Origin of the sequence: Mycobacterium sp. NPDC049093 (assembly GCF_040704635.1) — a bacterium.
GTDB lineage: Bacteria > Actinomycetota > Actinomycetes > Mycobacteriales > Mycobacteriaceae > Mycobacterium.
On the sequence record NZ_JBEZJS010000002.1, the window covers coordinates 215,137 to 240,021 of the forward strand.

General features: G+C 67.6%; 17 protein-coding genes. 6 read left to right on the forward strand and 11 right to left on the reverse strand.

Annotated features, from left to right (window positions below; all coding sequences use genetic code 11):
* The first annotated feature begins 5 nt into the window (after nucleotides 1-5).
* Entirely contained in the window at nucleotides 6-707 is a 702-nt protein-coding gene (locus AB0876_RS06580; protein WP_491841960.1) for a UdgX family uracil-DNA binding protein, read from the forward strand.
* Here the strand turns inward: AB0876_RS06580 and AB0876_RS06585 are convergent.
* The 7 genes from AB0876_RS06585 to fadD4 all read right to left on the reverse strand — a co-directional run bounded on the left by AB0876_RS06585 (nucleotide 623) and on the right by fadD4 (nucleotide 9,006).
* On the reverse strand, nucleotides 623-2,086 hold the full coding sequence (locus AB0876_RS06585; protein ID WP_491841959.1) for an aminotransferase class I/II-fold pyridoxal phosphate-dependent enzyme: 1,464 nt from the start codon (nucleotides 2,084-2,086) through the stop codon (nucleotides 623-625). The two genes, AB0876_RS06580 and AB0876_RS06585, sit on opposite strands and share 85 nt — an antisense overlap.
* The gene (locus tag AB0876_RS06590; protein WP_491841958.1) at nucleotides 2,052-3,218 is read right to left on the reverse strand and encodes an MFS transporter; all 1,167 of its coding nucleotides are present in this window, start codon (nucleotides 3,216-3,218) and stop codon (nucleotides 2,052-2,054) included. The genes AB0876_RS06585 and AB0876_RS06590 overlap by 35 nt, the downstream gene beginning before the upstream one ends.
* Nucleotides 3,215-4,492: an amidohydrolase family protein gene (locus tag AB0876_RS06595; protein ID WP_491841957.1), complete on the reverse strand. Its 1,278-nt coding sequence runs from the start codon at nucleotides 4,490-4,492 to the stop codon at nucleotides 3,215-3,217. Before AB0876_RS06595 ends, AB0876_RS06590 begins: the two co-directional genes overlap by 4 nt.
* On the reverse strand, nucleotides 4,486-5,598 hold the full coding sequence (locus tag AB0876_RS06600; protein WP_491841956.1) for a CoA transferase: 1,113 nt from the start codon (nucleotides 5,596-5,598) through the stop codon (nucleotides 4,486-4,488). Before AB0876_RS06600 ends, AB0876_RS06595 begins: the two co-directional genes overlap by 7 nt.
* A complete protein-coding gene (locus tag AB0876_RS06605) occupies nucleotides 5,598-6,500 on the reverse strand; it encodes a hotdog family protein (protein ID WP_491842014.1) in 903 nt (300 codons plus the stop codon). The genes AB0876_RS06600 and AB0876_RS06605 overlap by 1 nt, the downstream gene beginning before the upstream one ends.
* Before the next feature lie 74 nt (nucleotides 6,501-6,574).
* Nucleotides 6,575-7,459, reverse strand: coding sequence for an enoyl-CoA hydratase/isomerase family protein (locus AB0876_RS06610; RefSeq protein ID WP_491841955.1), 885 nt, complete (start codon nucleotides 7,457-7,459; stop codon nucleotides 6,575-6,577).
* The gene (gene fadD4 / locus AB0876_RS06615; protein ID WP_491841954.1) at nucleotides 7,456-9,006 is read right to left on the reverse strand and encodes a fatty-acid--CoA ligase FadD4; all 1,551 of its coding nucleotides are present in this window, start codon (nucleotides 9,004-9,006) and stop codon (nucleotides 7,456-7,458) included. The genes AB0876_RS06610 and fadD4 overlap by 4 nt, the downstream gene beginning before the upstream one ends.
* 225 nt (nucleotides 9,007-9,231) lie before the next feature.
* Here fadD4 and AB0876_RS06620 point away from each other — a divergent pair, with 225 nt between their 5' ends.
* Nucleotides 9,232-11,883 carry an ATP-binding protein gene (locus tag AB0876_RS06620; RefSeq protein ID WP_526041535.1) on the forward strand — a complete coding sequence of 884 codons (2,652 nt, stop codon included), beginning with the start codon at nucleotides 9,232-9,234 and terminating at the stop codon, nucleotides 11,881-11,883.
* Between the two features lie 10 nt (nucleotides 11,884-11,893).
* Here the strand turns inward: AB0876_RS06620 and AB0876_RS06625 are convergent, their stop codons facing one another.
* Entirely contained in the window at nucleotides 11,894-12,469 is a 576-nt protein-coding gene (locus AB0876_RS06625; RefSeq protein WP_491841952.1) for a TetR/AcrR family transcriptional regulator, read from the reverse strand.
* A gap of 76 nt (nucleotides 12,470-12,545) precedes the next feature.
* On the opposite strand from AB0876_RS06625, the gene AB0876_RS06630 reads away from it, so the two are divergent.
* Nucleotides 12,546-15,575, forward strand: coding sequence for an MMPL family transporter (locus AB0876_RS06630; protein ID WP_526041536.1), 3,030 nt, complete (start codon nucleotides 12,546-12,548; stop codon nucleotides 15,573-15,575).
* An 89-nt stretch (nucleotides 15,576-15,664) separates the two neighbouring features.
* Here the strand turns inward: AB0876_RS06630 and AB0876_RS06635 are convergent, their stop codons facing one another.
* The 3 genes from AB0876_RS06635 to AB0876_RS06645 all read right to left on the reverse strand — a co-directional run bounded on the left by AB0876_RS06635 (nucleotide 15,665) and on the right by AB0876_RS06645 (nucleotide 20,044).
* Nucleotides 15,665-17,494 carry a phosphoenolpyruvate carboxykinase (GTP) gene (locus AB0876_RS06635; protein ID WP_526041537.1) on the reverse strand — a complete coding sequence of 610 codons (1,830 nt, stop codon included), beginning with the start codon at nucleotides 17,492-17,494 and terminating at the stop codon, nucleotides 15,665-15,667.
* Between the two features lie 157 nt (nucleotides 17,495-17,651).
* A complete protein-coding gene (locus tag AB0876_RS06640; RefSeq protein ID WP_526041538.1) occupies nucleotides 17,652-19,130 on the reverse strand; it encodes a hypothetical protein in 1,479 nt (492 codons plus the stop codon).
* Nucleotides 19,127-20,044, reverse strand: coding sequence for a P-loop NTPase family protein (locus AB0876_RS06645; RefSeq protein ID WP_526041918.1), 918 nt, complete (start codon nucleotides 20,042-20,044; stop codon nucleotides 19,127-19,129). The genes AB0876_RS06640 and AB0876_RS06645 overlap by 4 nt, the downstream gene beginning before the upstream one ends.
* Before the next feature lie 209 nt (nucleotides 20,045-20,253).
* Between AB0876_RS06645 and trmB the strand changes: the two genes are divergently transcribed.
* The 3 genes from trmB to mmpL3 all read left to right on the forward strand — a co-directional run bounded on the left by trmB (nucleotide 20,254) and on the right by mmpL3 (nucleotide 24,866).
* The gene (trmB, locus tag AB0876_RS06650) at nucleotides 20,254-21,051 is read left to right on the forward strand and encodes a tRNA (guanosine(46)-N7)-methyltransferase TrmB (RefSeq protein WP_491842013.1); all 798 of its coding nucleotides are present in this window, start codon (nucleotides 20,254-20,256) and stop codon (nucleotides 21,049-21,051) included.
* A complete protein-coding gene (locus AB0876_RS06655; protein ID WP_526041539.1) occupies nucleotides 21,048-21,764 on the forward strand; it encodes an NYN domain-containing protein in 717 nt (238 codons plus the stop codon). The genes trmB and AB0876_RS06655 overlap by 4 nt, the downstream gene beginning before the upstream one ends.
* A gap of 78 nt (nucleotides 21,765-21,842) precedes the next feature.
* The gene (gene mmpL3 / locus AB0876_RS06660; protein ID WP_526041540.1) at nucleotides 21,843-24,866 is read left to right on the forward strand and encodes a trehalose monomycolate exporter MmpL3; all 3,024 of its coding nucleotides are present in this window, start codon (nucleotides 21,843-21,845) and stop codon (nucleotides 24,864-24,866) included.
* Nucleotides 24,867-24,885 lie beyond the last annotated feature (19 nt).

Sequence of the window (24,885 nt, forward strand, 5' to 3'; positions counted from 1 at the left end):
CGGCAATGCACAGCGCAGCGCCGTTCGTCCCTGAGACACATGAGTTGTCCGAACTGGCCAGCGCGGCGCGGCACTGTGAAGGATGTCCGCTGTATCGCGACGCCACCCAGACTGTCTTCGGGTCCGGACGACCGTCTGCACGGGTGATGCTGATCGGCGAGCAGCCGGGCGATCAAGAGGACCGGGCGGGAGAACCCTTCGTCGGTCCGGCCGGCCGTCTCCTGGACAAGGCCCTGACCGCTGCCGAGATCGACCGAGACGAGCTCTATCTCACCAACGCCGTGAAGCACTTCAAGTTCACCACCAACGAGCGCGGTAAACGCCGTATCCACAAGACCCCCAGCCGAACCGAGGTGGAGGCATGCCGGCCATGGATCGTCGCTGAATTGGACACGGTCTCCCCGGAGGTCGTCCTTCTTCTCGGGGCGACGGCGGCGAAATCCCTGCTGGGAAACGACTTTCGGGTCTCGCGCCACCGCGGGGAGATCCTCCGTGCCGACGGCCTGATGTCCGACGGGGACCCGGCACTGGTGGCGACGATTCACCCGTCGGCCGTGCTGCGCGGGCCGTCGCAGACGCGGGACGAAGCCTTCGACGGACTGGTCGCCGACCTTCGCACCGCCTACGCAACGACGCGAACCGTGCGCAGCGAAGGATCGGCGGGGTCCGGCACGTTCATCCCTGCCGCCAAACCGGTACGCAGGTAATCCAGGACCGCCTCGTTGATCCGTTCACCGGGAACCACTGCCGGGATGCCCGGCGGGTACGGGGTGATCTGCTCGGCGGAGATCCGGCCGGCCGCCTGCTCCACCGGAACATCCTCGACCCGGCCGAAAAACGCATCGCGGGGCGACGCCACGGTCTCCAGCTCCAACTCCGTCGGCGAAGGCAGGTCGACGCGCGGCGGCGGGTCGAAATCGTAGGCGGCCTTGCGCCACAGCTTCAGCGCCTCGACCAGCCGGCCCGCGGTATCCGGGCCGTCGGCCAACGACATGGTGGCCAGGACCCGGCGATGGTCGGTCATCCCCAGGTCGAGTTCACAGCGCTTCCGCAACCAGTCTGCCGCCTGGTAGCCCGACGTACCGGTCCCGGCCACATCGATCAGCACCTGCAACCGATCCAGATCGTGTGAGGCCTGCTTGCCCAGTAGCTCCTTGTCGAGCACCTCGACATCGTCGATCTCCTCGATCTCGCGCCGGGTCTGCCCAGCCAGATCCAGTGCGGCGCCCATCAACTCGTGACCGTGCTCGACCATCTGCCGACGCCAGCCGTCAATCGCGCTGTACACCAGTACATTCGGGCTCGTCGTCATGAGGAGATCCGCACATGCCGATAGGCGGTCCTCGTCCACGAGATCGCCCTGCAGATGAAACACCGAGCCCTGCTCGAAACCGGCTCCCATCTTGTGCACGCTGACCACGCACACGTCGGCGCCCGCGTTCATCGCCCACGTCGGCAGATCCTCGTGGAAGGGCAGATGCGCGCCCCAAGCCTCATCGACGATCAGCGGCTTGCCCCGGCGGTGGCAGACCTGGGCGATGCCCTCGATATCGGCGCAGGTGCCGTACGGACTGGGGCTGACGATCAGCGCGGCGGCGGCATCCGGGTGCCGCTGCCAGGCCTCCTCGACCTGTTGCGGTGACGGCGGGTGGGAGAGGTGGCGTTCGGCGTCCCATTGCGGGGTGATCCAGCGGGGCACCAGACCCGAGAAGATCAGGCCGGCCACCACAGACTTGTGGCTGTCCCGGCTGAGCAGGAGACTGCCATCGCACCCGGCCACCGCCATCATGGCGGCCTTGACCGACAGCGAACTGCCGCACGTCGAAAACCAGGCCGCCTGCGCTCCCACGGCCTCGGCCATCAGGTCCTCCGCCTGCTTCAGATAGCCATTGCTCATCCGTCGGTCATCGAGGCCGCCGCTGGCCAGAACATCGCTGAAGAACGGCTCTCGACCCAGTACCTGCAGCACCCGCCGATCGACACCGCGGCCCTGGCGATGCCCTGGCGGCGAGAACCCGTACCGGTTGGAAGTGTGGTACTCGTGCAGCGCGTCAAGCAGCGGCGCCGCGGCCTGATTGCCCGTCATGGCGGGTGAGTACCCACATCAGCCCAACCGCCACACACGCGGCCGTCATCACCGCGAATGCTGTCGGGAACGAGAACGAGGTGGCCAGCGCACCGACAGCCAGAGAGCCGAGACCGGTACCGGTGTCGAATCCGACGTTCCAGGCCACGCTGACCGCACCGCGCGCGTGCTCACCGGTCGCGGCGAACGCCTGCACCAGGGTGAGGTTCTGCAGGGCCCCGTAGGCGATCCCGAGCAGGACACAGCCGAGGATCACCCCGGCCGCGCCGCGGGTCGAGCCGACTCCGATGCCGATCGCGATCACCGCAAGGCCGACCGCACCGATTCCCAGCATCGGGGCGATGAATCTTGCCGGGCCATGACGATCGGCGACGCCCCCGATCCACCACCGGGCCAGCGCGGCCGTTCCGGTCATTCCGAGCAGTGCCGCGAATGCGGTGGTGGCGCCACCCAGTTGCGGGGCGAAGGTCAGGATTCCGCCGCCGGCCGCGGTGATCACCACAAGTGCGGCGATCGGCCCGACCAGCCCGCCGACACCGTGCAGCCGATCGGAGTGCACCTCGTGGGCCAGGATCGGGGCGGGGCGGGCGAAAGCCAGCGGCAGCCCCAGTAGCGGGGCGGCGGCCAGCGCGAACACCAACTGATAGCCGACATGCTCGGCCAGCCACGGCGCCAGCGGAATGAGCACGAACTGCGGTGCCGCGATGGCCAACCCGTACGCTCCGATCGCCCGGCCGCGGCGCTCCTGCGGGATCAGCGCCGCGATACCGCTGACACCGCAGACCGTCAGGACGCCGAAACCCAGTCCACGCAACGCCGCCAGCACCAACACCTGCCACAGGGAAGTGGCCAGCGGGTGCAGCAGTGCCGGAGCTCCCAGCAGTACCAGCCCGAGCGACAGCGTGAGCGCCCATCCGGCGCGCCGCAACAACCGCCCGACCAACAACTGCGCGATGACGGTGCACAGCATGAGCAGGCCATTGACCACTCCGGCCCCGAGGTTGTCCGCGCCGATCCGCACGGCCCACATGGGGGCCACCGGTAGCAGCAGGGAGAAGCCGGCGAATCCCAGTGCGGCACAGGCCAACAATGCGGGCATGCCGGGTACCCGCCACACGCTGTCGCGGGTCACCGCCGGAACACCACCGCACCGGCGATGATGGTAGCGGCCACCAGATCGGCGTCGAGCGTGTCCACCACCCTCTGCGGGGAGGCCGCCAGCAGGCACAGGTCGCCAGGCTCGCCGGGGGCGATGCGGCGCGGCCGGGCCGGCTGGGTGGCGCTGCCCAGGAACAGCGTCAGCGCGCGACGCCCCGAGATCCGTTCGACCGGGTTCAGCACCACACCGTGCGGGGTACGCCGATCCATCGCGGCGCGCATGGCCGCCCATGGGTCGGGGGCGCCGAACGGCGCGTCCGTGGCCAGCGCCACCGACACCCCGGCGGCCAGCAGAGTCGCCAGCCGCCACAGTTGATCGTGTTCGGCGCCAGGCACATCCGCGTGGTACTGGTCGCCGCGCTCCGCGACGAAATTGGGTTGGGTCACCACCGTGATCCCGAGGGAGACGAGGTCGTCGATACAGTCCTCGGGCACCATCGCGGCATGCTCGATCCGGTCGGCCGGGTGACTGCCTGCGGCGCGTAGCGCGGCGATGGTGACGACGAGTTGGGCAGCCGTCACGCAATGCACGGCCACGGGTTGACCGCCACGGTGCCGCTCGGAGATCCACGCCGTCAGCTCGTCCAGGTCGAGTGCGTCATCGTGCAGGATTCGCTTGCCCGGCGCCAGGTAGTGCACGCGTTGCCGCATCCCGGTGGGGCGGTCCGCGGGCTGCAGGTCCGGGGTCGCATCGGTGACGCCGGTGACGCCATAGCCGGCGAGGCGAGCGCTGAACTCCGCGATCTGAGTGGGACGCCGCTGCAATGCATCCGACCAGGTCGGGTCCGCGCTGCGCAGCCGCCCATCGGGATGATCGCCCAATCCCAGGGCCGCGAGACCGGGCGAATTCACCATCCACATCACCCCGCTGCGATGCTGCACCCGCACCGGGGTGCCCGGCAGCAACCGGTCCAGCAGGTGCCGGTCCAACGGGCCGGCCACCGCCTCGTGATAGCCGACGGCCCGGATCCAGCCGTCGCTGCCCACGACCGCGGCCGTCAGCGCCTGCGCCAGTGCCGCCTCATCGGCCACCTCGGCTGGGCCGACCCGGATCGAATCCTGCTCGGCTGCAGCCGAATGCACGTGTAGATGGTGATCGTGCAGCCCTGGGATCACGGCACCCGATGCGGCGTCGAGCACCTCTTCACCGGGCTCGGGCGACAGCGACTCCGCGACCTGCTCGATGGTCTCGCCGACCCGGATGTCGACCACCGCTCCGTCCAGCAGCGTCGCGTGACGAATCAGCATGGGGCCACGGTCCGTTCCGCCACCAACCGGCGCACCGCCTCGTTGTCGGCTCCGAGTTCGGGGCCGGCCGCACCTGGAGTGGGCCGGACCGCCTGCACCCGGGTGCCGTCACCGTCCGATGAGCGGTACCCGGCAGCCACCGCCGCCATCGAGAACTCGATCAGCTCACCGCCACCGCGTGCGCGCGATTGCGCCACCGCAGCGGCGGCGTGCAGTCCGGTGAGAGGGTCGGCGATGGCGTCGCCGCTGAACATCGGTGCACCGTCTTCGTATTCGACCAGGCCACCGGATACCGCGGCATCATCCCCGAACGCCACCCAGTCGGCCCTGTCCCCACCGGTACCGTGACCGGTGATGCGCAGCCAGATCCGCCCTGGCCGGTCCGAGACTCTGTCCGGCCCCAGGCCGCGACGGGCCAGCGCGGCCGGCCGCGAGGCCTCGATCACCACATCGGCCGCGTCGATCAGTGCGCCCAGCCCATTGGGATCGTCGAAATCAGTGGCGTATGAAAGCTTTCCACCGTTCATCCAGTCGAAGAACTCCGGCTCCCCGGCGCGAGTGCCGTCCGGCCGGCTCCAGCTCTCGACCTTGACCACGGTGGCCCCGGCCCGGGCGAGCAGCTGACCGCACAGCGGCCCGGCCCACATCGACGACAGATCGGCCACCAGCACCCCGGCCAGCGATGCCGGCCCTGCCGGGCCGAGCGAGCGCACCAAGGGGGGCGCCGGCCGCGTTTCGCCCAGCACGCCGACCGGCAACCCGAGCAGGCGAGCGCGTTCGGCGACCGTCGCGGCGCTGGTTTCCGCCACCCACCTCCGGATCGCCGGCCAGGCATCGGCGGCTACCGAATCATCCTGCAGCAGTGCGGGGATCATGGCGATGTCGTCGGGGCGCGAGAGGGTCAGGGCACACCATCCGTCGCGAGCAGCCAACAGGTGCGTCGCCCCACCCGCCGAGATCTGCCCCCGGGGCGCGATGTCCAACAGCGCGGCGCGTCCGGTCAGCAGTTCGACGGCATCGAGCGGCACACCGGTGTGTGCGGTGAAGCCGTCGGCGACCTCCTGGGCCTGCCTCAGCAGGGCCCTCGGAATCGCCAACTCCGCCATCAGAACTGCAACGCGCTGAACCGCCAGTCCAGCACCTGGCGGTCGGGGTCGTCGGGTCCGCCGGCCGCGTACACCAGCGAGCGCAACCGCAGCACCCCGGCATCGGCCGATTCCACGTGCAGCTCACTGAACAGGGTGTCGCCCTCGTGCACCGGACCGGTGTGGTCGCAGGACTCCCAGCCCAGCACGGTCACCAGGTTGGGCAACAACCGGTTGGCCTGGGCCAGCGCGAGCCCGATGGTGTGTCCGCCGTACACCAGGCGCTGGCCACCGGCCCGCCAATCATGATGGGTGGCAGCAATGTTCAAGGTCAGCCGGGCCAGTTCCGGGGCACTACTGACCACATCGGCGGTGCTGTGCAGCACTGCGCCGGACAGGCCCGGATCGAAATGCGGTCCGGGCACCCGGGCGCGGAATGCCTCGGCATCCCATCCGGCGGTCGGGTTCGGCGCGGTGGTATCGGCCCCGATCGCCGATAGGTCGTCGGCGTGTCCGGTGTCGACGTCATCTCCGGACAGCGGCAACATCGCACAGCGGTAGAAGTCGAGGACCTTGCGGTCCTGCTGGTCGACGGTCGTCATCCGCAGGGCGGCCAGACCGGTGGCCGCGCGGCCCGGCTTCGTCGAATTCTGTTTGAGACCAACCACTTCGGTGCGGGTATACAGGGTGTCCCCGATCACCGGGCAGCGGTGGAACGCCAGGCCGCGGTAGAACAGGTTGGCCTTGACCCGCTGCGTCACCAGCGTGCTCTGACCGATCGCCACATCGCAGACCAACCCCGGGTGTGCCAGCGGCCCCGGCTCTCCCGTCACTGCGGTGGCGAGGTCGGCGTCGAGCGCCAGCCGCAACCGGTCGCCGAGGATCGCCTGATGCGTCGCGGCCGCACCGGCGGTCAGCGTCATAGACGGTGCGGTGTCGAATACCTGGCCAACCACCAGGTCATCGAAGTACGGGCCACCCTGTTTCACATCTGGCACTATGCCACCTCGTCTACGAGGCCCCACGTCTGCGCCGTCGCGGCGTCGATGGTGCGCCCGGAGAGCACCAGATACGCGGTGCGCCACCGGCCGATGCGTCGCGTGATGCTCACCGTGCCGCCCGCGCCGGGAATCAGTCCCAGGGCCAGTTCCGGCAGGCCGACGACGGCGTCCGGGTGGCACCGTACCCATCCGCAGAACGAGGCCATCTCCAGACCGCTGCCCAGCACCTGACCGTGCACCTCGGCGCGGCAGCGCCGTCCCAGCCTTTCGGTGAGTTCAGCGAGGACCAGGGCCGGGCTGTGCCGGGTCCGGGCCAGATGGGCGCTGGCCGGGTCGGTGAATGTGCCGAACTCGGCCAGATCGCCGCCGCTGCAGAAGGATCGGCCGTTTCCAGCCAGCACCACCTCGTCGACCGACGGATCCAGTCGGGCCACCTCGAGGGCCTCCAGCAGGGCGCCCCGGGCGTCGGTGGAGAACGCGTTGTGCCGCTGCGGCCGGTTGAAGCGGACGTGCAGCGTGTTCCCGTCACGGTGGGCCTGCACCGGGTCCGGCAGCAGCGGCGCGTTGGCGGGCCCGCGCTCGGCCAGCCACCGGGCGAACTCCGAACCCGACTGCAGCGTCGAGTAGGCCAGCGATTCCGTGATCACCCCGGCGCGGGTCGGCCCGTCCGGATCGAGCGAACGCAGCACGTCATCACACACCGCGGCGGCCTGCGGCCACGCCTGGCAGCGCTCGGTGAGTTCGGCCAGGGCCTGCTCGACCGAGTCCACGGTGACCGCTCGCCGGTCGGTGCTGGGGCGCTCGGTCAACGTGAACGTCACGGCATCGGTCGGGGCGTCGACCCCGACGTGGATCCCCGCGGGCAGTTCCAGGACGGTCACGAGTACTTGTTTATCAGCTCCTGCTTGTACAGCTTGCCGGTATCGGTGCGGGGCAGTTCGATCTCGAACGAGATGGTCCGCGGGCACTTGTAATGCGTCAGCTTGTCACGTAGCCAGGCCAGCAGTTCCTCGGCGAATTCCGGGGTCGCATCGGCCGGGTCGACGGTCTGCACCACGCCCTTGACGCTCTGCCCCATCTCGTCGTCCGGGATGCCGAATACCGCGGCGTCCATCACCTTCGGGTGCACGACGAGCATGTTCTCGGCTTCCTGCGGGTAGATGTTGACCCCACCCGAGATGATCATGTGGTGGCGGCGGTCCGTCAGGTACAGGTAGCCGTCCTCATCGACATAGCCGATGTCCCCCACGGTCTTCCAACCGTGCGACTCACGCGAGGAGGCGGTTTTCTCGGCGTCGTTGAGGTATTCGAAATCGGCACCGCCCTCGAAGTAGATCTCGCCGGCCTGACCGGCGGGCAGTTCGTTGCCGTCCTCGTCGAGGATGTGCACCAGGCCGTTCATCGGCTTGCCGACCGAACCAGGGTGCGTCAGCCAGTCCTCGGCGAAGATCACCGTCGCGCCGATGGCCTCCGAAGAGGCGTAGTACTCGTCGACGATGGGCCCCCACCAGTCGATCATCTGCTGCTTGATTTCCACCGGACACGGTGCGGCCGCGTGCATCACGCGCCGCAGGCTCGACACGTCGTACGAATTACGCACGCTTTCAGGGAGTTTCAGCATCCGGGTGAACATCACCGGGACGAACTGGCCCTGGGTGACCTTGTGTTTCTGGATGGCGTCCAGGCAACCTTCGGCGTCGAACTTCTCGAGCACCACGGTGGTGATGCCGGCGGCGTGGGTCTGCATCGACCACACCGAGGGTGCGGTGTGATAGAGCGGCGCCGGGCTGAGGTACACCGAATCGGGCTGCATCCAGAATCCGACCAGGGCCGACATCATGCCGGGGGTTTCCGACGGCGGCACATGCGGCAGTTCACGTTTGATGCCCTTGGGCCGGCCCGTCGTCCCCGACGAGTACTGCAGCAGATCGCCGTCCATCTCGTCGGCGATCGGGGTGCTCGGCAGGTCCGAGACGGCCTCCGGGTAGCGCTTCCAGCCGTCGAGTTCGCTGGAGGCGCTTGTCGCCGACGGTTCGGCTCCGTCGGCAATCAGCAGAGTGCCCGGCAAGCCGTTGGGCAGCTCCTTCTCCAGGCCGCCCAGGACGTCCTTGAGGACGGCGGAGCCGACGATGGCCTTGGCTCCGCTGTTGTCGATGATGTAGGCCGCCTCGGCGGCAGTCAGGTGCGTGTTGATCGGCACGTAGTAGAGCCCACTGCGGCGGGCCGCCCACATCACCGCATGAATGTGCTCGTTGTTCTCCATGAGGATCGCGACCACATCGCCCTCCTGCAGACCCTGCTGCCGGAAGTAGTGGGCCAGCCGATTCGCGCGGGCTTCGAGCTCACCGAAGGTGACGACGGTTCCCGTCGGGTGGAGGATGATCGCCGGCTTTTCGGGGTTGGCCTCGGCATGCTCGCGGATCTGCATGATGGCACTGTAACCGGCGCCACTTGACAGGTGTCAATTAGGTCGGGGTTACACCCGCCGGGCTGGCCGTGAGCAGGTGTTTGACTGCAGAAGCACCGGGACCGCTCGCACCGCCAAAGTCGTGTCCGGCCCCGCGCAACGGTCCTACGATGTCAGAACGCCCAGCGGATCCAGCGTGGGGAGCGCCGATGCGATTCACCGAACGGCGCTGAGGACGGCCCAGACATGCCGTCGGGAGTCCTCACGTTTCTGTTCACCGATATCGAGGGATCCACTCGACGGTGGGAGTCCGACCGTGACGCCATGCGGGCGGCGCTCGAGGTCCACGATGAGGTGCTGCATCGGACGATAACCGAGCATGAAGGACAGGCATTCAAACACACCGGCGACGGGGTGTGCGCTGTCTTCACCTCACCAGCGGGCGCCGTCGAGGCCGCGGTGGCCGCGCAGCGGGAGTTGGGACTGCCGGTCCGAATGGGTATCGCCACCGGAGAAGCTCAATTGCGCGGCGACGACTACTTCGGACCCGTGCTCAACCGAGCGTCCCGCATCATGGCCGCCGGCCACGGTGGACAGATCCTGCTCGACGGAGTGACATCCGAAATGCTGAGCGACGTAGACCTCATCTCGGTTGGCCCCCGCACGCTCCGCGATATCACCAAACCTGTTGAGCTTTTCCAGGTTCGGGCAGATGGCCTACGCGCCGAGTTCCCACCGTTGAATACGATCGATGCCCAGCCAGGCAATCTGCGAACGCCGAGCACGAGCCTCATCGGCCGCGCGGCCGAACTCGACGAGTTGGACACGACTCTGAAAGCACACCGCGTGGTGACGTTGACCGGTGTCGGCGGTGTCGGCAAGACCCGTCTCGCACTGGAGTTGGCTTCACGATCCGCAGACCGGTACCCGGATGGGGTGTTCGTCATCGAACTTGCCGCGGTCGGAGACCCGGCAGCCGTACCCGATGAGGTCGCAGCCGTGCTCGGAATCACCCAACAGGCAGGATTGAGCGTCTCAGATAGTGTCGCCGTGGCGTTGGAAGGCCGATCCCGGCTGCTGGTGCTCGACAACTGCGAACACGTCCTTGACGCCACGGCGGACCTGGTCGAACGGATCTTCGCCCATTCCGACACCGTCGGAATCCTGGCCACCAGCCGGGAAGGGCTCCGACTCAACGACGAACAGCTCTGGCCGGTACCGTCATTGGATATCCGGGCCGGCAACAATTCGGCCGCTGCCGCATTGTTCATCGATCGGGCGCAAGCGGTGTCACCGTACGCCACGTTCACCGCACCAGCGGAGGCCGCCGCAGTAGTCGAGATCTGCCGCAAGCTCGACGGGATTCCGTTGGCGATCGAGCTTGCGGCGTCCCGCACCGGGTCGATGACGGCTGCCGAGGTGCGGGACCGCCTCGATGATCGCTTCCGATTGCTCATCGGAGCACGGCGCGGGTTGGAGCGCCACCAGACGCTGCGCCACGCTGTGCAATGGTCCTATGACCTCCTGCAAGGCGATGAAAAGGCCCTGCTGGCACGGTGTTCCGTGTTCTCCGGCGGATTCGATCTGGCGGGAGCGTGCGCGGTGTCGGGCTCCAGCGACGAACTCATCACCTTGGATCTCCTCGATGCCCTGGTCCGCAAGTCGCTGCTGGTGGCCGACCGAGCATCCGCGCGAACCCGCTATTCGATGCTGGAGACGATCCGCCAGTTCGCCGAGGAACAACTCGTCGAATCAGGCGACGGCCAAGCTGTCCGCGCCGCGCACGCGCGCTACTTCGCGAACCTGGAGCCGGAAGTGCTTGCCCTGTGGGACAGCCCGCTCCAGCGGGAGTCCTACGCATGGTTCTCCGGCGAACTGCCGAACCTGCGTGCGGCATTCCGATGGGTGGCCGATCACGGCGACCTCGATACCGCCGCCACGATCGCGGTGACGTCGATCTTCCTCGGGTACTTCCTCGAGCAATGGGAGCCCATCGCCTGGGTCGAGGAGATAATCCCACTCGCAAGAGCAACTCGACATCCGCGGCTGGCGCAGTTGTACGTGGGGGCTGCGAACTGTGCGGCATTGGGCCGACTCAACGACTTCGACGAGTACGCCGACGCCGCCCGGGCGGCGATCGACAGCGGAGAGTTCGACGACGTGGGCGACGCGTTCTCGTGTGTGGTGGCCGCCGGGTACAGCACGACGGGTCGGCCCGAGCGGGCAGTTGAGTGGTGCCGGGCCAGCATTGCGCGAAGTCCGGACGGCCACACCGCCAGCGAGTCGGTGATGGTGGTGGCGTTGGCCGTCTGCGGCGCCGCGGCCGAAGCGATGGCGGTGTCGGAGAATCTGCCCGCGGCCGCGGCGGCCGCCGACAATCCCAGCCTGGCGGGCGCGGCGCTGCTCGGATACGGCTGGGCCCGGCGGGAGTCCGATCCCACTACGGCGTACGAAGCCCTTCGCCGGGCACTGGTGATCGCCGACGAAAGCGGCGACCGGCAGCAGACTTCCATCATCGCGGGGCTTCTGGCGGGGCTCGCGGCCGACCGCGGCGAGCTTTCCGAAGCGTTTGGTTACATCGCCCAAACCGTCCGGCACTACTACGATTCCGGGACCACTGAGCTCATGCGAGTCACGCTTGGGCTGCTCGCGGCGCTGCTTGTGCGGCTGGGCATTCACGAGCCGGCGACTACCATCATGGGATTCACCACGGCTGCAATCGGATACCCGAGTTTTCCCGAGATCAGCGCCGCAATCGCCCATCTGCGCGACGTTCTCGGCGACGAACGCTATCAATCACTGGCGATGACCGGCGCCACCATGACCACCACCGAGATTGCCGACTATGCGTTCGAACAGATCGACCGGGCACGATCCGAGCTGGCCACCGAAGGTTGAACCGGGACGTTCAGTCAGCCCCGACACCCCGCAAAAGCAACAGCAGACCGGCACCCGCGTCATCGAGTGGTTGCAGCGACCGGGCGCTGCGGCACTGGATGATGGCGCCCTCGAGTGAACTGACGATGAAGCTGCCGAGCGAGCCCGCAGTCCCGGCGTCCACGCCCTTCGATTCGATCGAAGCGCCGATCACCCGCGCCCAGTCAGCAAACACTGATGCAGAGGCTTCACGCACCGCGAGCGCGTCGGGACCCGCCTGGGCGGCCGCCACGATCGGACATCCGCCGGTGAAATCACTGTCGATCAAGTTCTGTTTCCAACCGCCGATGAAGGCGTGGATCACGTCCTCGGCAGGCAATGCCTGCGTCAACTCTTCGATCCTGGCGGTGATGATCCGCCCGGCCTCCAGCGTCGCCTGCTCCATCAGTTCCGTTTTCCCGGCCGGAAAATGCTGGTAGATCGAACCACGGGCGGTACTGCTGCGCTGCAGGAGGTCGCTGAGGCCCGTCCCGTGGACGCCGTACTCACGCATCAACTCGATCGCGCTCAGAATGAGACGTTCCCGCGGGCCCGCCACCGCCGCCACCCCTCTCCATCACCGAATAGACCAGTCGGTCCATCCTAGTTCACCGCTCATAGACCGATTGGTCTACGATGCCGAAATGCACAATCTGGCGATCTTCGGCAAACTCGCCCGAGTCTGCGCGAAGTATGCGTGGGTGGTCCTGGGAGCGTGGCTGGCCCTGGCCGGCGTGCTCAATCTGGCCATCCCCCAGCTCGAACGCACCGTGGCCGAGCACTCCGCGCCGTTCACCCCGGAGAGTGCGACCACCGAAACCCTGCGGCAGATGTCGCGGGATTTCGACGTCCCCGACACCACCGCTGTCGGCAGCATCGTCGTATCCAGCGACCGGGTCCTCGACACCGCGGACACCACCTACTACCGCGACCTGGTATCGCGACTGGTGGCAGACAAAGACGACGTCGCCTATGTGCTCGACACCTACGGCACCCCCGGACTGGAGGACCTCGGACTGAGCCCCGACGGGAAGGCCATCCACCTGATCGTGGCAACCACCGGCGACGTCGGCTCGACCCGCGCGCACCGGTCCACCGAGAACGTCCGGGCCGTGGTCGAAGAACTTCCCCGCCCGGCCGGGCTCGACGTACATTTCACCGGCGCCGCACCGACGCTGTCGGATCTGTTCTCCGCCATCGACACCTCGCTGGCCATCATCACCGTGGTATCGGTCGTGCTGATCACGCTGCTCCTGCTCGCCGTCTACCGGTCGCTGCTGACGGCGATGATTCCCCTTCTCACGGTCGCTATTTCGCTGGCCGTGGCGCGGCCGGTCATCTCGTGGCTGGGCGGACACGACCTGATGACGGTTTCGAACTTCACCATCGCGCTGGTCACCGCGATGGTGCTGGGCGCGGCCACGGACTACGGCATCTTCCTGCTGGCCAACTACCACGAGGGCCGACGGCGAGGGCTGGGTGTCGACGACGCGGTGGCCCGCTCCGGCGCGCACACCGCGGGTATCGTCATCGCCTCCGCTCTGACCATTGCCGGTGCCGGAATGGCCATGATCTTCACCAAGATCGGGATGTTCCGCACCGCCGGACCTCCCATCGCACTGGCGATCGCGATAGCGGCGGCGGTCAATCTGACGCTGACCCCAGCGGTCATGGCACTGTGGGGCCGGCGCGGATATGCCGAACCCCGGCCGCTGGATGAACGGCGCTGGCGCAAGCGCGGTGCGGCCATCATCCGCCGAGCCCCGGCCCTCGTCGCCGCATCATTGGCGTTCCTGCTCGCCACCAGTTCAGTGCTGTTCACGTTCCAGCCGAACATCGACGAGAACGCCATGCAGTTGCGCGCAACCGACAGCAAACGCGGCTACGAGGCCGTCTACCGTCACTGGGGCGTCAATGAGGCGGCCCCGGAATTCGTCACCATTCGGGCCGACCACGACATGCGCAACACCAATGACCTGGCCGCGCTGGACCTGATCGCCATGTCCATCGGCAACATCCCCCAGGTCGCCTACGTCCGCTCGATCACCCGGCCCGAGGGAAAACCCTTGCCCGAGACGGCCATCGGTTCTCAGACCGCACAAGTCGGCGCCGGCCTGGCGGACGCCCACAATCGCGTCGAACAGGCCATACCGCAGCTGAAACGCCTGGCCTCGGGGGTGACCCAGCTGCACGACGGCTCTACCGGCGCCGCCGAGAGGCTGCCCGAACTCGCCAAGGGCGCCCACGATCTCGTCACGCTAACCCGAAACCTGCTCAGCACCCTGGAATCCGCGAACCGGGTGGTCGACACCGCCTCAGACGGGTCGCTCGATGTGTCGGCTGTCGTGCGCACCATGTCCGGCGCCACCGACGCACTGGAAGGTGCGGTGAACGAGATCGATGCCACCCGAGACAAATTGGCCGTCCCCACGGCAGCCGTACACGCGGTGTTCGACCCACTCACCGCAGCCGATCCCGGCCCCGACTGCACGGCGGACTGCCTGCGCGCACGGCAGGCATTCGCCGACCTCAACACGGCCACCGGCGGGAAGGCGCAACTCGCGATCACCGGATTGACGCTTGCCGCCCCACTGGTCCCCGAGCGTCCGGTGAGCACCGCGCTGGAAACACTGCCCGACCTGCGCGCGGGCATCAAGGGGCTGCGAGCCATGCTCGACCAGCTGGGCACCCGCACGCCCGAGCAGACCCGCGGAGACCTCACCCGGCTGATGTCCGGAATCAACGAACTGTCAACGGGTCTGGGCCAACTCACCACCGGGCTTGGCCAGGTGAAGTCCGGCACCGACACCATGATGGCGCTGACCACCGAACTCAGTGCCGGGCTCAACCGCGCGTCGGACTTCCTGCAGCGGATGTCTGCCGACACCAGCACCGGCGCGGGCCGCGGCTTCTACCTGCCCGAGGAGGGCCGCAGCGACCGCCGGTTCACCGCAGGCGAACGAATGCTCATCTCCCCTGACGGCCACAGCGCCCGCATGATGGTGGTCTGGGCGGTGAACCCGTACGGTGCCGAGGCCATGGGCGCGGTACCCGACGTCATCGCAGCGGCGAACAACGCCGCAACGGGAACCGTGCTGGAGCACGCCCAGATCAAATCGACCGGCCTGGCGTCGCTGTCCCAACGCCATATCGACCAAACCTGGCGTGATTTCGCACTTTTCGGTGTCGTCGCGGTGGCAGCCGTGCTGCTGGTACTGATCCTGATGCTGCGCAGCCTGGTGGCTCCCCTGCTGATGATCGCCGCGGTCGTGCTGTCCTTCGGCGCGGCAGCGGGAATGTCCACCCTGATCTGGCAACACCTGATCGGCATCAGCCTGGACTGGTCGGTCTTCCCGGTGGCGTTCATGGCCCTGGTCGCCGTCGGCGCCGACTACAGCATGCTGTTCGCCGCCCGGATCCGCGAGGAATCCCACAGCGGCGTGACCAGCGGCATCATCCGCGGCTTCGGCAGCACCGGCAGCGTGATCACCACTGCCGGAGTGGTTTTCGCGATCACGATGTTCGCCCTGACCAGCGGGACGGTGCTCAACCTGGTGCAGATCGGATCGACCATCGGCATCGGCCTGCTGCTCGACATCACGGTCGTGCGGACCTACCTGGTTCCCGCCGCGATGAGCCTGCTGGGCGAGCGCATGTGGTGGCCGGCGCGCTGACCCAGGCCCAGACAGCCGAAAGGCCAGTTATTGCACGCTTTTTCGTGGTTTGCGTGCGATAACTGGCCAGTCGCCGGTTCTGGAAAGGGTTAGGCCCCTTCGTCGAGACGGTGCTTGAGGGCGTCGAACTCGTCCTTGATGCCGGTGGGCAGCTTCTCACCGACGAACTCGAACCACTCCTCGATCAGCGGGAGCTCGGCCTTCCACTCCTCGGCGTTGACGGCCAGGGCCTCGTCCACGTCGGCGGGATCCACGTCGAGCCCGTCCAGGTCCAGGTCGGCCGCGGTCGGCACGATGCCGATCGGGGTGCTCTTGCCGTCGGCCTTGTGCTCGATGCGCTCGATGGCCCACTTCAGCACGCGGCTGTTCTCACCGAAGCCCGGCCACAGGAAGCGGCCGTCATCGCCCCGGCGGAACCAGTTGACGAAGAACACCGCGGGCATCTTGGACTCGTCGGCGTTCTTGCCGATGTTGATCCAGTGCTGGAAGTAGTCGCCGACGTTGTAGCCCAGGAACGGCAGCATGGCCATCGGGTCGCGACGGACGGTGCCGACCTTGCCCTCGGCGGCGGCGGTCTGCTCGGAGCCCAGGGTGGCGCCGATGAACACACCGTGCTGCCAGTCGCGGGCTTGGGTCACCAGCGGGACCGTGGTCTTGCGACGGCCGCCGAACAGGATCGCCGAGATCGGCACACCCTGCGGGTCGTCCCATTCCGGTGCCAGCGTCGGGCACTGCGAGATCGGGGTGCAGTAGCGCGAGTTCGGGTGCGCCGCTTTGGTTTCCGCCTCCCGCAGGTTCCAGTCCTGACCCTTCCAGTCGATCAGGTGGTCGGGCTCGCCCTCCAGGCCTTCCCACCACACGTCGTTGTCGTCGGTCTTGGCCACGTTGGTGAAGACGGTGTTGCCCGCAGCAATGGTCTTCATCGCGTTCGGGTTGGAATCCCAGTTGGTGCCGGGCGCGACGCCGAAGAAACCGAACTCCGGGTTGACGGCGTAGAGGCGGCCGTCCTTGCCGAACCGCATCCAGGCGATGTCGTCACCGACGGTCTCAGCGCGCCAGCCGGGGATGGTGGGCTGCAGCATCGCGAGGTTGGTCTTACCGCAGGCCGACGGGAACGCCGCCGCGACGAAGTAGGCCTTGTTCTCCGGGGAGATCAGCTTGACGATCAGCATGTGCTCGGCCAGCCAGCCCTCGTCGTGGGCCATCGCCGAGGCGATGCGCAGCGAGTAGCACTTCTTGCCCAGCAGCGCGTTACCGCCGTAGCCCGAGCCGAAGCTCATGATCTCGCGGGTCTCCGGGAAGTGGGTGATGTACTTCGTGTCGTTGCACGGCCACGGCACATCCTTCTGACCGGGCTCCAGGGGAGCACCGATCGAATGCAGCGCCTTGACGAAGAAGCCGTCGTCACCGATCTTGTCGAGCGCGGCCTGGCCCATGCGGGTCATGGTGCGCATCGAGACCACGACGTACTCGGAGTCGGTGATCTCCACACCGAGCTTGGGATCCTCGGCGTCCAGCGGGCCCATGCAGAACGGCACCACGTACATGGTGCGACCGCGCATCGAACCGCGGTAGAGGTCGGCCAGGATCCCGCGCATCTCGGTGGGATCCATCCAGTTGTTGGTGGGGCCGGCATCGATCTCGCGCTCGGAGCAGATGAAGGTGCGTGATTCGACGCGGGCGACGTCGGACGGATCGGAGAGCGCCAGGTACGAGTTCGGCTGCTTCTCCTCGTTCAGCTTCTGGAAAGTGCCCGCCTCGACCAGGTGGGCGGCCAGACGGTCGTACTCCTCGGCGGACCCGTCGGCGAAAACCACCCGGTCAGGCTGAGTCAACTCTGCGACCTCCTGAACCCAGGCCAGCAGTCCCTGATGTTTCGTCGGTGCGGTGTCCAGACCCGGAATGGTCGCTGAGGTCATCAAATTCTCCTGCGTAGGTTTGTGTAACCCAACCCCGCGTCACGACGCGGTCACGGCTACCCCTTGGGTAGAGGTTAACGCGGGTGACATACCCACGGTGAACCAGTGGTATGTCCGATCACTCACAGGAACGATTCAGATCGACGTTATCAGCTGGTTACTCGTCAGTAGCATCGCTGTTGCCGTACAAATCCGCCCGGACCGCGTCCAGCGCCCGCTGTAGCGGAGGGATCCGACGGTCCCGCTGAGCCGCCGCCCGCGCGGTGGCGATGGCATGTTCGCGCAGTTCGGCGTCCATCGCGGCGGTCTTCTCAGCCGCCGCGGCGCCGTCGGCTTCCTCCCGGGCCGCCTGCTCGGTGGTGAGTGCGGATTCCGCAGCGAGCACCCGCGTCGCGACGAGTTGTTCCACCGCCGAACGCAGCGTCGTGGTGATCTCGCCGACCCACCGATCCAGCACCGCCCGGTCGTGCAACAGCGCGCGGGTGCCGACCACCCAGACCGCCAGGAGCAGGCCCACCACCGCACCGACCACGAGTCCGGCCACGGCCAGTCGCGGCGCCGCGCCGACCAGCAGCCGACTGACCGCCACCGCGACGCCGAGCCCGAACCCCGCACCCAGAACCAGCATCAGCCGGGTCTCGGGTGTGCGGGATTTCAGGGGCGGTGGCGGCAGGTCAGGGATGGCCGCCGACTGAGTCGGCGGCTCGGGCACGGTCAATTCGAGTTCGGCCGCCATGCCGCGCAGGTGCGCGGTGATGCCCTCGTCGACCTCGCCGACAACCTCGCCGGCGCGCTGACGGGCGTACTCCTCGAACGTCGCGACCCGGCGACGGCTGATGCCTGCGACATCCTCCTGCAGTTCGGTGCGAACCGAGTTGCAGCGATTCCGGGCGAAGTAGCCGAGTTGAACCCGGGCCTGCTGCATCTGGCTGCGCAGCGCGATGCTGCGTTCGGTGCGGGTCAGCCTCCGGGCCCGTGCCAACTCGGCGCGACGCTCCCGCAACACATCCACCCGCGCCTGACGATCCGCCCCGGACCCGTCGGCCTCGTAGCGGCCGATCACGGCTTCCAGACGAGTTTCCCAGGCGCGCAATCTGTTCCGTCGGGCTACGTCGGGATCGGCCAACTGGCCGGACAGCAGGTCGACGAGTTCGTCGAGTTGCGGTTCGCCGAGATCGGGTGCCGCCGACACCCCCACCCAGGGCATGCGCTCGTAGCGCTCGTCGCGTCCGCTCAGGATCTCCGCATCGGCGTCACGCACGTCGCGCCAGTCGCGGTAGGCATCGATCTTGGACACCACGCCGATCACCAGGTCGGTGTAGCGCGACGCCAAATCAACCAGGGCACAGTCGGATTCGGTGATCGGAGCGGCCGCCGAAACCACGAAGATCACGGCCGCCGGCGCCTCACCGGCCACCAGTTCGGTGGATTCCACGAACGTGGTCTCCGGCATCCGCTCCCGCAACGCCGCCATCACACTCGTCGAACCGGCCAACCACGGACCGGCCACCAGCACGGCGTCGCGGGTCTCCACCCCCGGCGAGTTCAGGCCGGGATCGATCGCCGCCACCACGGCGTCAGCCGCCGCCACCGCATCCGCCACGGCCTCGTCCCGGGCCGTACCCACGTCGGTCATCGTTCCTTACCCGCCGCACCCAACAGTCTCAGTGACCCTCGCACAATGTCGTCGCCACAACTACGGTGCAGGGCATTCACCGGACCGTCACGGTAGCGCCGCCAGTGCCGGGCCCGGCACAGGTGGGCGTCACGGTCAGTGCCGGGATCCACCGTCAGCCCGTCGGCCTGCACCACGTCCACGGCCGCGGCCATCAGCGCGATCACCGTCTCGTCCGCGGCCAGGAAGCGGCCCACGGCCGGACCGCCGACCGCGCGCAGCTCAGCCAGTGCCCACCGCACCCGTCGGTACCGGACCGAAGCGGCCGCGGTATCGATGGCCGCGACCACCCGGTCGACCTCACTGAGCCGCCGCAACAGCTCCGGCAGGCTCTCGGCGGTTGCACCGCGGCTCAGCGCCAACGTGGTGTGCGCGATCCCGAACCGGTCGAGGCGGTTCAGGAGGTCGACGCGCACCGGCACGTCCAGCCGATGCGGAGCAGAGACGAAGGCGTCCACCGACGTCAGGTCCGCGGGCTCGGCAGCCAGCAGCCGGAGTGCATCTACCAGCGGCCCCGGCAGAACCGTCCGGCTCAGCAGCGCGATCATCGGCGCCACCGGCACTCCGGCCAACTCCTGCAGACGCTGCGCCCGGTGACGGGCGGTCGCGATCGGACCGCCGGGCCCGGACCCGGCCAGATCGGCCTTGTTGAGAACGACGAGTGTCGGACGGCCCGCCCGGCGCAGCTCGGCGAGCAGGGCCTCATCCTCAGGTTTGAGCACCTCGGCGATGACGACCACCGTGACATCTCCGCTTTCGGCGATCTCCAGACCTGCGCCCGCAAGGGCGTGCTCCACCGAGGTCACCCCGACGCCTCGACGTCCCCGCACACCCACCGTCAGGGGAGCCGAAACCCGCGCACCGATCTCCGCCAACCGCGCATCGCCGTCACGGTCGGCAAAGCGTGTGAGTTCGTCTGCGAAAATCTGGCGGCCTTCCCTACGCGGTGACGGGCGCAACCCCGGTGCCTCACAAAAAATCGTGACACGACCCGGACGGACTCGCGAACGGATGTTTGAGCCCTGGCAGCTGGAGGCAACTGTTGGGTATCAATCTCTACCACGATGCGGGCACACCGCCCCCGATAAGAGACGATGGACGGATGCACCCGTCCAGGTCCGACGTCGGTGGGCCGGCGTCGGCAGATGAGGCGGCCGACGTGCCGCCTGCCCAACCGCACCGTTTTCCCCGGGTGACCAGCTTCCGTACCCGGCGGTCGACGCTGTCGCCGGCCCAGCAACAGACGTGGGACCGGCTGTGGCCTGAGGTCGGCATCCAGGCCCGTGACGAGGATTCGCAACCGGTCGTCGACCTCGACACCACGGCCTGGTTCGGCCGCTCGGCCCCGCTGATCCTGGAGATCGGCTCCGGCACCGGGACCTCCACGCTGGCGATGGCCCAGGCCGAGCCCGATTTCGACGTCGTCGCGGTGGAGGTCTACCGCAAGGGCCTGGCCCAACTGCTGAGCGCGATCGACCGCACCAACCAGACGTCGTCCCCCGTCACCAATATCCGCCTGGTTCGGGGGGACGGCGTCGACGTGCTGGAGCACATGTTCACCACCGGGACCCTGACCGCCGTGCGGGTGTACTTCCCGGACCCCTGGCCCAAGGCCCGCCATCACAAGCGCCGCCTGCTGCAGCCGGCCACCGTGGCCCTGATCGCCGACCGGTTGCTCCCCGGCGGAATCCTTCATGCGGCCACCGACCACGCCGGATATGCCGAGCACATCGCCGAGGTCGGCGACGCCGAGCCCCGGTTGCGCCGGGTCGAGCCCGGTGCGGCCCTGCCCGTCTCGGTCGAGCGTCCGGTCACCAAGTACGAGCGCAAGGCACTGGCCGGCCCCGACGTCACCGAGCTGGTGTGGGAGAAACTGCCATGAGTGTGACCGAAGACATGCAGGACGACACCGCGCAGGTAGAGGCCCGATCGAGCGCAGGGTCCGACACGCCGGACGGCACGCCCCCACGCCGCGTGTTGCTGGTCTGGGATGCGCCGAATCTCGACATGGGGCTGGGCGCGATCCTGGGGGGCCGTCCGACGGCGGCGCACCGTCCCCGCTTCGACGCGTTGGGCCGCTGGTTGCTCGCGTACACCTCTGATCTGGTCGCCGAAAGCGGCGATGACGGGGATGTCTCGCTGGAACCGGAAGCCACCGTCTTCACCAACATCGCCCCAGGTAGCGCCGATGTGGTGCGCCCATGGGTGGAAGCGTTGCGTAACGTGGGTTTCGCCGTCTTCGCAAAACCGAAGATCGACGACGACAGCGATGTCGACAGCGACATGCTCGACCACATCGACCTGCGTCGCAGCGAGGGACTGGCAGCGGTTCTGGTTGCGTCGGCGGACGGACAGGCGTTCCGGCATCCACTCGAAGAAATAGCCCGTGAGGGCACCCCGGTGCAGGTGCTCGGATTTCGCGAACATGCGAGCTGGGCGTTAGCGTCGGATACCTTGGAGTTTGTCGATCTGGAGGACATTCCTGGTGTGTTCCGGGAACCGTTGCCACGGATCGGCCTGGACTCGCTTCCCGAGCAGGGAGCATGGCTGCAGCCGTTCCGGCCGCTGTCATCGCTACTGACCGCGCGGGTGTGACAACTGAAGACCTTCGTCGAATCCATGCGCGGGTCACCACAAGTTTTGAAGCGAAATGTTAAAGCGTTAGGAGCCTAAGTGTTCGCCTGGTGGGGTCGAACGGTGTACCAGTTCAGGTACATCGTCATCGGTGTCATGGTGGCGCTGTGCCTAGGTGGCGGCGTCTACGGCGCCAGTCTCGGAGAGCACGTCACCCAGAGTGGTTTCTACGACGAGGGCAGCCAGTCGGTCCAGGCGTCGCTGTTGGGCGACGAGGTCTACGGCCGCGACCGAACCAGCCACGTTGTCGCCATCCTGACGCCGCCGGATGACAAGAAGGTCACCGACAAGGCGTGGCAGAAGACGGTCACCGAGGAACTCGACAAAGTCGTCGCCGATCACCCGGACCAGGTCCAGGGTTGGGTCGGCTGGCTGAAGGCGCCTGACGTCGCCTCGCTCGCCGCGATGAAGACCGAGGACGGACGTCACACCTTCATCAGCGTGCCCCTCAAGGGCGACGACGACGACGCGATCCTGAAGAACTACCAGGCCGTCGAGCCCGATCTGCAACAGGTCAACGGCGGCGACATCAAACTCGCCGGCCTCAACCCGCTGGCCAGCGAACTGACCGGCACCATCGGCACCGACCAGAAACGAGCCGAGCTCGCGATCGTGCCCTTGGTGGCAGTCGTGCTGTTCTTCGTCTTCGGCGGTGCGGTCGCCGCCGCCCTCCCCGCGATCATCGGTGGCCTGACAATCGGCGGCGCGCTCGGCATTCTGCGGTTCACCGCCGAGTTCGGACCGGTGCACTTCTTCGCCCAGCCCGTCGTGACGATGATGGGCTTCGGTATCGCCATCGACTACGGCCTGTTCATCGTGAGCCGGTTCCGAGAGGAACTCGCCGAGGGTTATGACACCGAGGCCGCAGTACGAAGATCGGTGATGACCTCAGGCCGGACCGTGGCCTTCTCCGCGGTGATCATCGTGGCGTCCTCGCTGCCACTGCTGCTGATCCCGCTCGGTTTCCTCAAGTCGATCACGTACGCGATCATCGCCTCGGTCATGTTGGCGGCATTCCTGTCGATCACGGTGCTGCCGGCTGTCCTGGCCATCCTCGGCCCCCGCGTCGACGCCCTGGGCGTGACCACGCTGCTGAAGATCCCGTTCCTGGCCAACTGGCCGTTCTCCCGCCGGATCATCGACTGGTTCGCCGAGAAGACCCAGAAGACCAAGACCCGCGAAGAAGTCGAGCAGGGGTTCTGGGGCCGACTGGTCAACATCGTGATGAAACGGCCCATCGCCTTCGCGACCCCGATCCTGGTCGTGATGACCCTGCTGGTCCTGCCGATCGGCTCGCTCACACTCGCGGGTATCAGCGAGAAGTACCTGCCGCCGGACAACGCGGTGCGCCAGTCGCAGGAACAGTTCGACAAGCTCTTCCCCGGGTTCCGCACCGAACAGATCACCCTGGTGATGCAGCGCCAGGACGGTGAGCCGATCACGGACGCCCAGATCGCCGACATGCGGGCCAAGGCGATGACCGTCTCGGGCTTCACCGATCCGGACAACAATCCGGACGCCATGTGGAAGGAGCGCGCGGCCACCGACAGCGGTTCGAAGGACAAGTCGGTCCGGGTGATCCAGAACGGCCTGGTAAACCGCGGCGACGCGGCGACGAACATCTCGGACCTGCGGGCGCTGCAGCCCCCACACGGCATCGACGTGTTCGTCGGTGGCACCCCGGCCCTCGAACAGGACTCGATCCACAGTCTGTTCTCCAGACTGCCGCTGATGGTGACGATCCTGGTCATCACCACCACGGTGCTGATGTTCCTGGCGTTCGGATCGATCGTGCTACCGGTCAAGGCCGCGTTGATGAGTGCCCTGACGCTCGGTTCGACGATGGGCATCCTGACCTGGATGTTCGTCGACGGCCACGGTTCGGGGATATTGAACTACACGCCACAGCCACTGATGGCACCAATGATCGGTCTGATCATCGCGGTGATCTGGGGTCTGTCGACCGACTACGAGGTGTTCCTGGTCTCCCGCATGGTGGAGGCCCGAGAACGCGGCATGTCCACCGCCGAGGCCATCCGCATCGGTACCGCGACGACCGGTCGCCTCATCACCGGTGCCGCCCTGGTGCTGGCGGTGGTGGCCGGTGCGTTCGCCTTCTCCGACCTGGTGATGATGAAGTACCTGGCGTTCGGTCTGCTCATCGCACTTCTGTTGGACGCCACGGTCATCCGTATGTTCCTGGTGCCCGCGATCATGAAGCTGCTCGGCGACGATTGCTGGTGGGCACCACTGTGGATGAAGCGCGTCCAGGAGAAGCTCGGCCTCGGTGAGACCGAACTGCCCGACGAGCGCAAGCGCCCGATGGCGCAGGACTCCGGCGAGGACCCCCGGGCTCTGGCCGGTGTCGGCGCCCTGCCGGCACCGCGGCCCCACGATCCGACGCACCCGGCGGCCGAACCCATGCGCCCGCTGATGCCACGGACCAACGCCCCCTCGGCTGCGGGCACGGCCCGGATCAGCCCGCCGCAGCGGCAGCCCGAGCAGCAGCCACCGCAGCCCAACCAGGAACCGTCCACCACCCGGTTCGCCATGGCCCGTAACGCCGTGCGCAATGCGGTGAACACGGCCGTCAACACGGTCAACACCGCAACCGGCAACACCAACGCCAACACCGAGCGCACCCCGCAGCCGCCGGCCGGACGGCCTGCCGGAGGCCCGGCGGGGCCGCCGCAGCGCGAAGATCGCGAGATCGAGTCGTGGCTGGGTGCATTGCGCGGCGGTCCGGCCAAGGGTGGTCCGTCCAACGGCACCCCTCCGCCCCCGCCTCCGCCACCGGCACCATCGCCGGCACCGCGACCGTCTGCTGATGCCACCCGCGCGATGCCGCAACAGCAGCACCGTCCGCCTGCCGGTGGTGAGGCTGCGCCGACGACGGCGTTCAACGCGCAGCGTCCGGGACCGGGCCCCGGCCCGAATCCGGCCCCGCGCCAACGTGATCAGGATCCGTCGACCCAGAAGTTCAACCCCCGCGACGACGAACCTCCGCGTCGCGGCGGCGGGATGAGTGCGCAGGATCTGCTGCGCCGTGAAGGCCGTCTGTAGGAGCTCGCTGATCGAACGT

Excerpts from the sequence above, each read along its gene's own strand:
- AB0876_RS06595 (WP_491841957.1), bottom strand. The coding sequence starts at position 4,492 with ATGCTGATTCGTCACGCGACGCTGCTGGACGGAGCGGTGGTCGACATC.
- AB0876_RS06600 (WP_491841956.1), bottom strand. The coding sequence starts at position 5,598 with ATGGCGGAGTTGGCGATTCCGAGGGCCCTGCTGAGGCAGGCCCAGGAG.
- AB0876_RS06640 (WP_526041538.1), bottom strand. The coding sequence starts at position 19,130 with ATGACCGACGTGGGTACGGCCCGGGACGAGGCCGTGGCGGATGCGGTG.
- AB0876_RS06635 (WP_526041537.1), bottom strand. The coding sequence starts at position 17,494 with ATGACCTCAGCGACCATTCCGGGTCTGGACACCGCACCGACGAAACAT.
- AB0876_RS06630 (WP_526041536.1), top strand. The coding sequence starts at position 12,546 with ATGCACAATCTGGCGATCTTCGGCAAACTCGCCCGAGTCTGCGCGAAG.
- AB0876_RS06605 (WP_491842014.1), bottom strand. The coding sequence starts at position 6,500 with ATGACGCTGACCGCCGGTGCGGCCGCGACGCATCAGGCGATCCTCGGC.
- AB0876_RS06620 (WP_526041535.1), top strand. The coding sequence starts at position 9,232 with ATGCCGTCGGGAGTCCTCACGTTTCTGTTCACCGATATCGAGGGATCC.
- AB0876_RS06585 (WP_491841959.1), bottom strand. The coding sequence starts at position 2,086 with ATGACGGGCAATCAGGCCGCGGCGCCGCTGCTTGACGCGCTGCACGAG.
- fadD4 (WP_491841954.1), bottom strand. The coding sequence starts at position 9,006 with ATGCAGATCCGCGAGCATGCCGAGGCCAACCCCGAAAAGCCGGCGATC.
- AB0876_RS06580 (WP_491841960.1), top strand. The coding sequence starts at position 6 with ATGCACAGCGCAGCGCCGTTCGTCCCTGAGACACATGAGTTGTCCGAA.
- AB0876_RS06655 (WP_526041539.1), top strand. The coding sequence starts at position 21,048 with ATGAGTGTGACCGAAGACATGCAGGACGACACCGCGCAGGTAGAGGCC.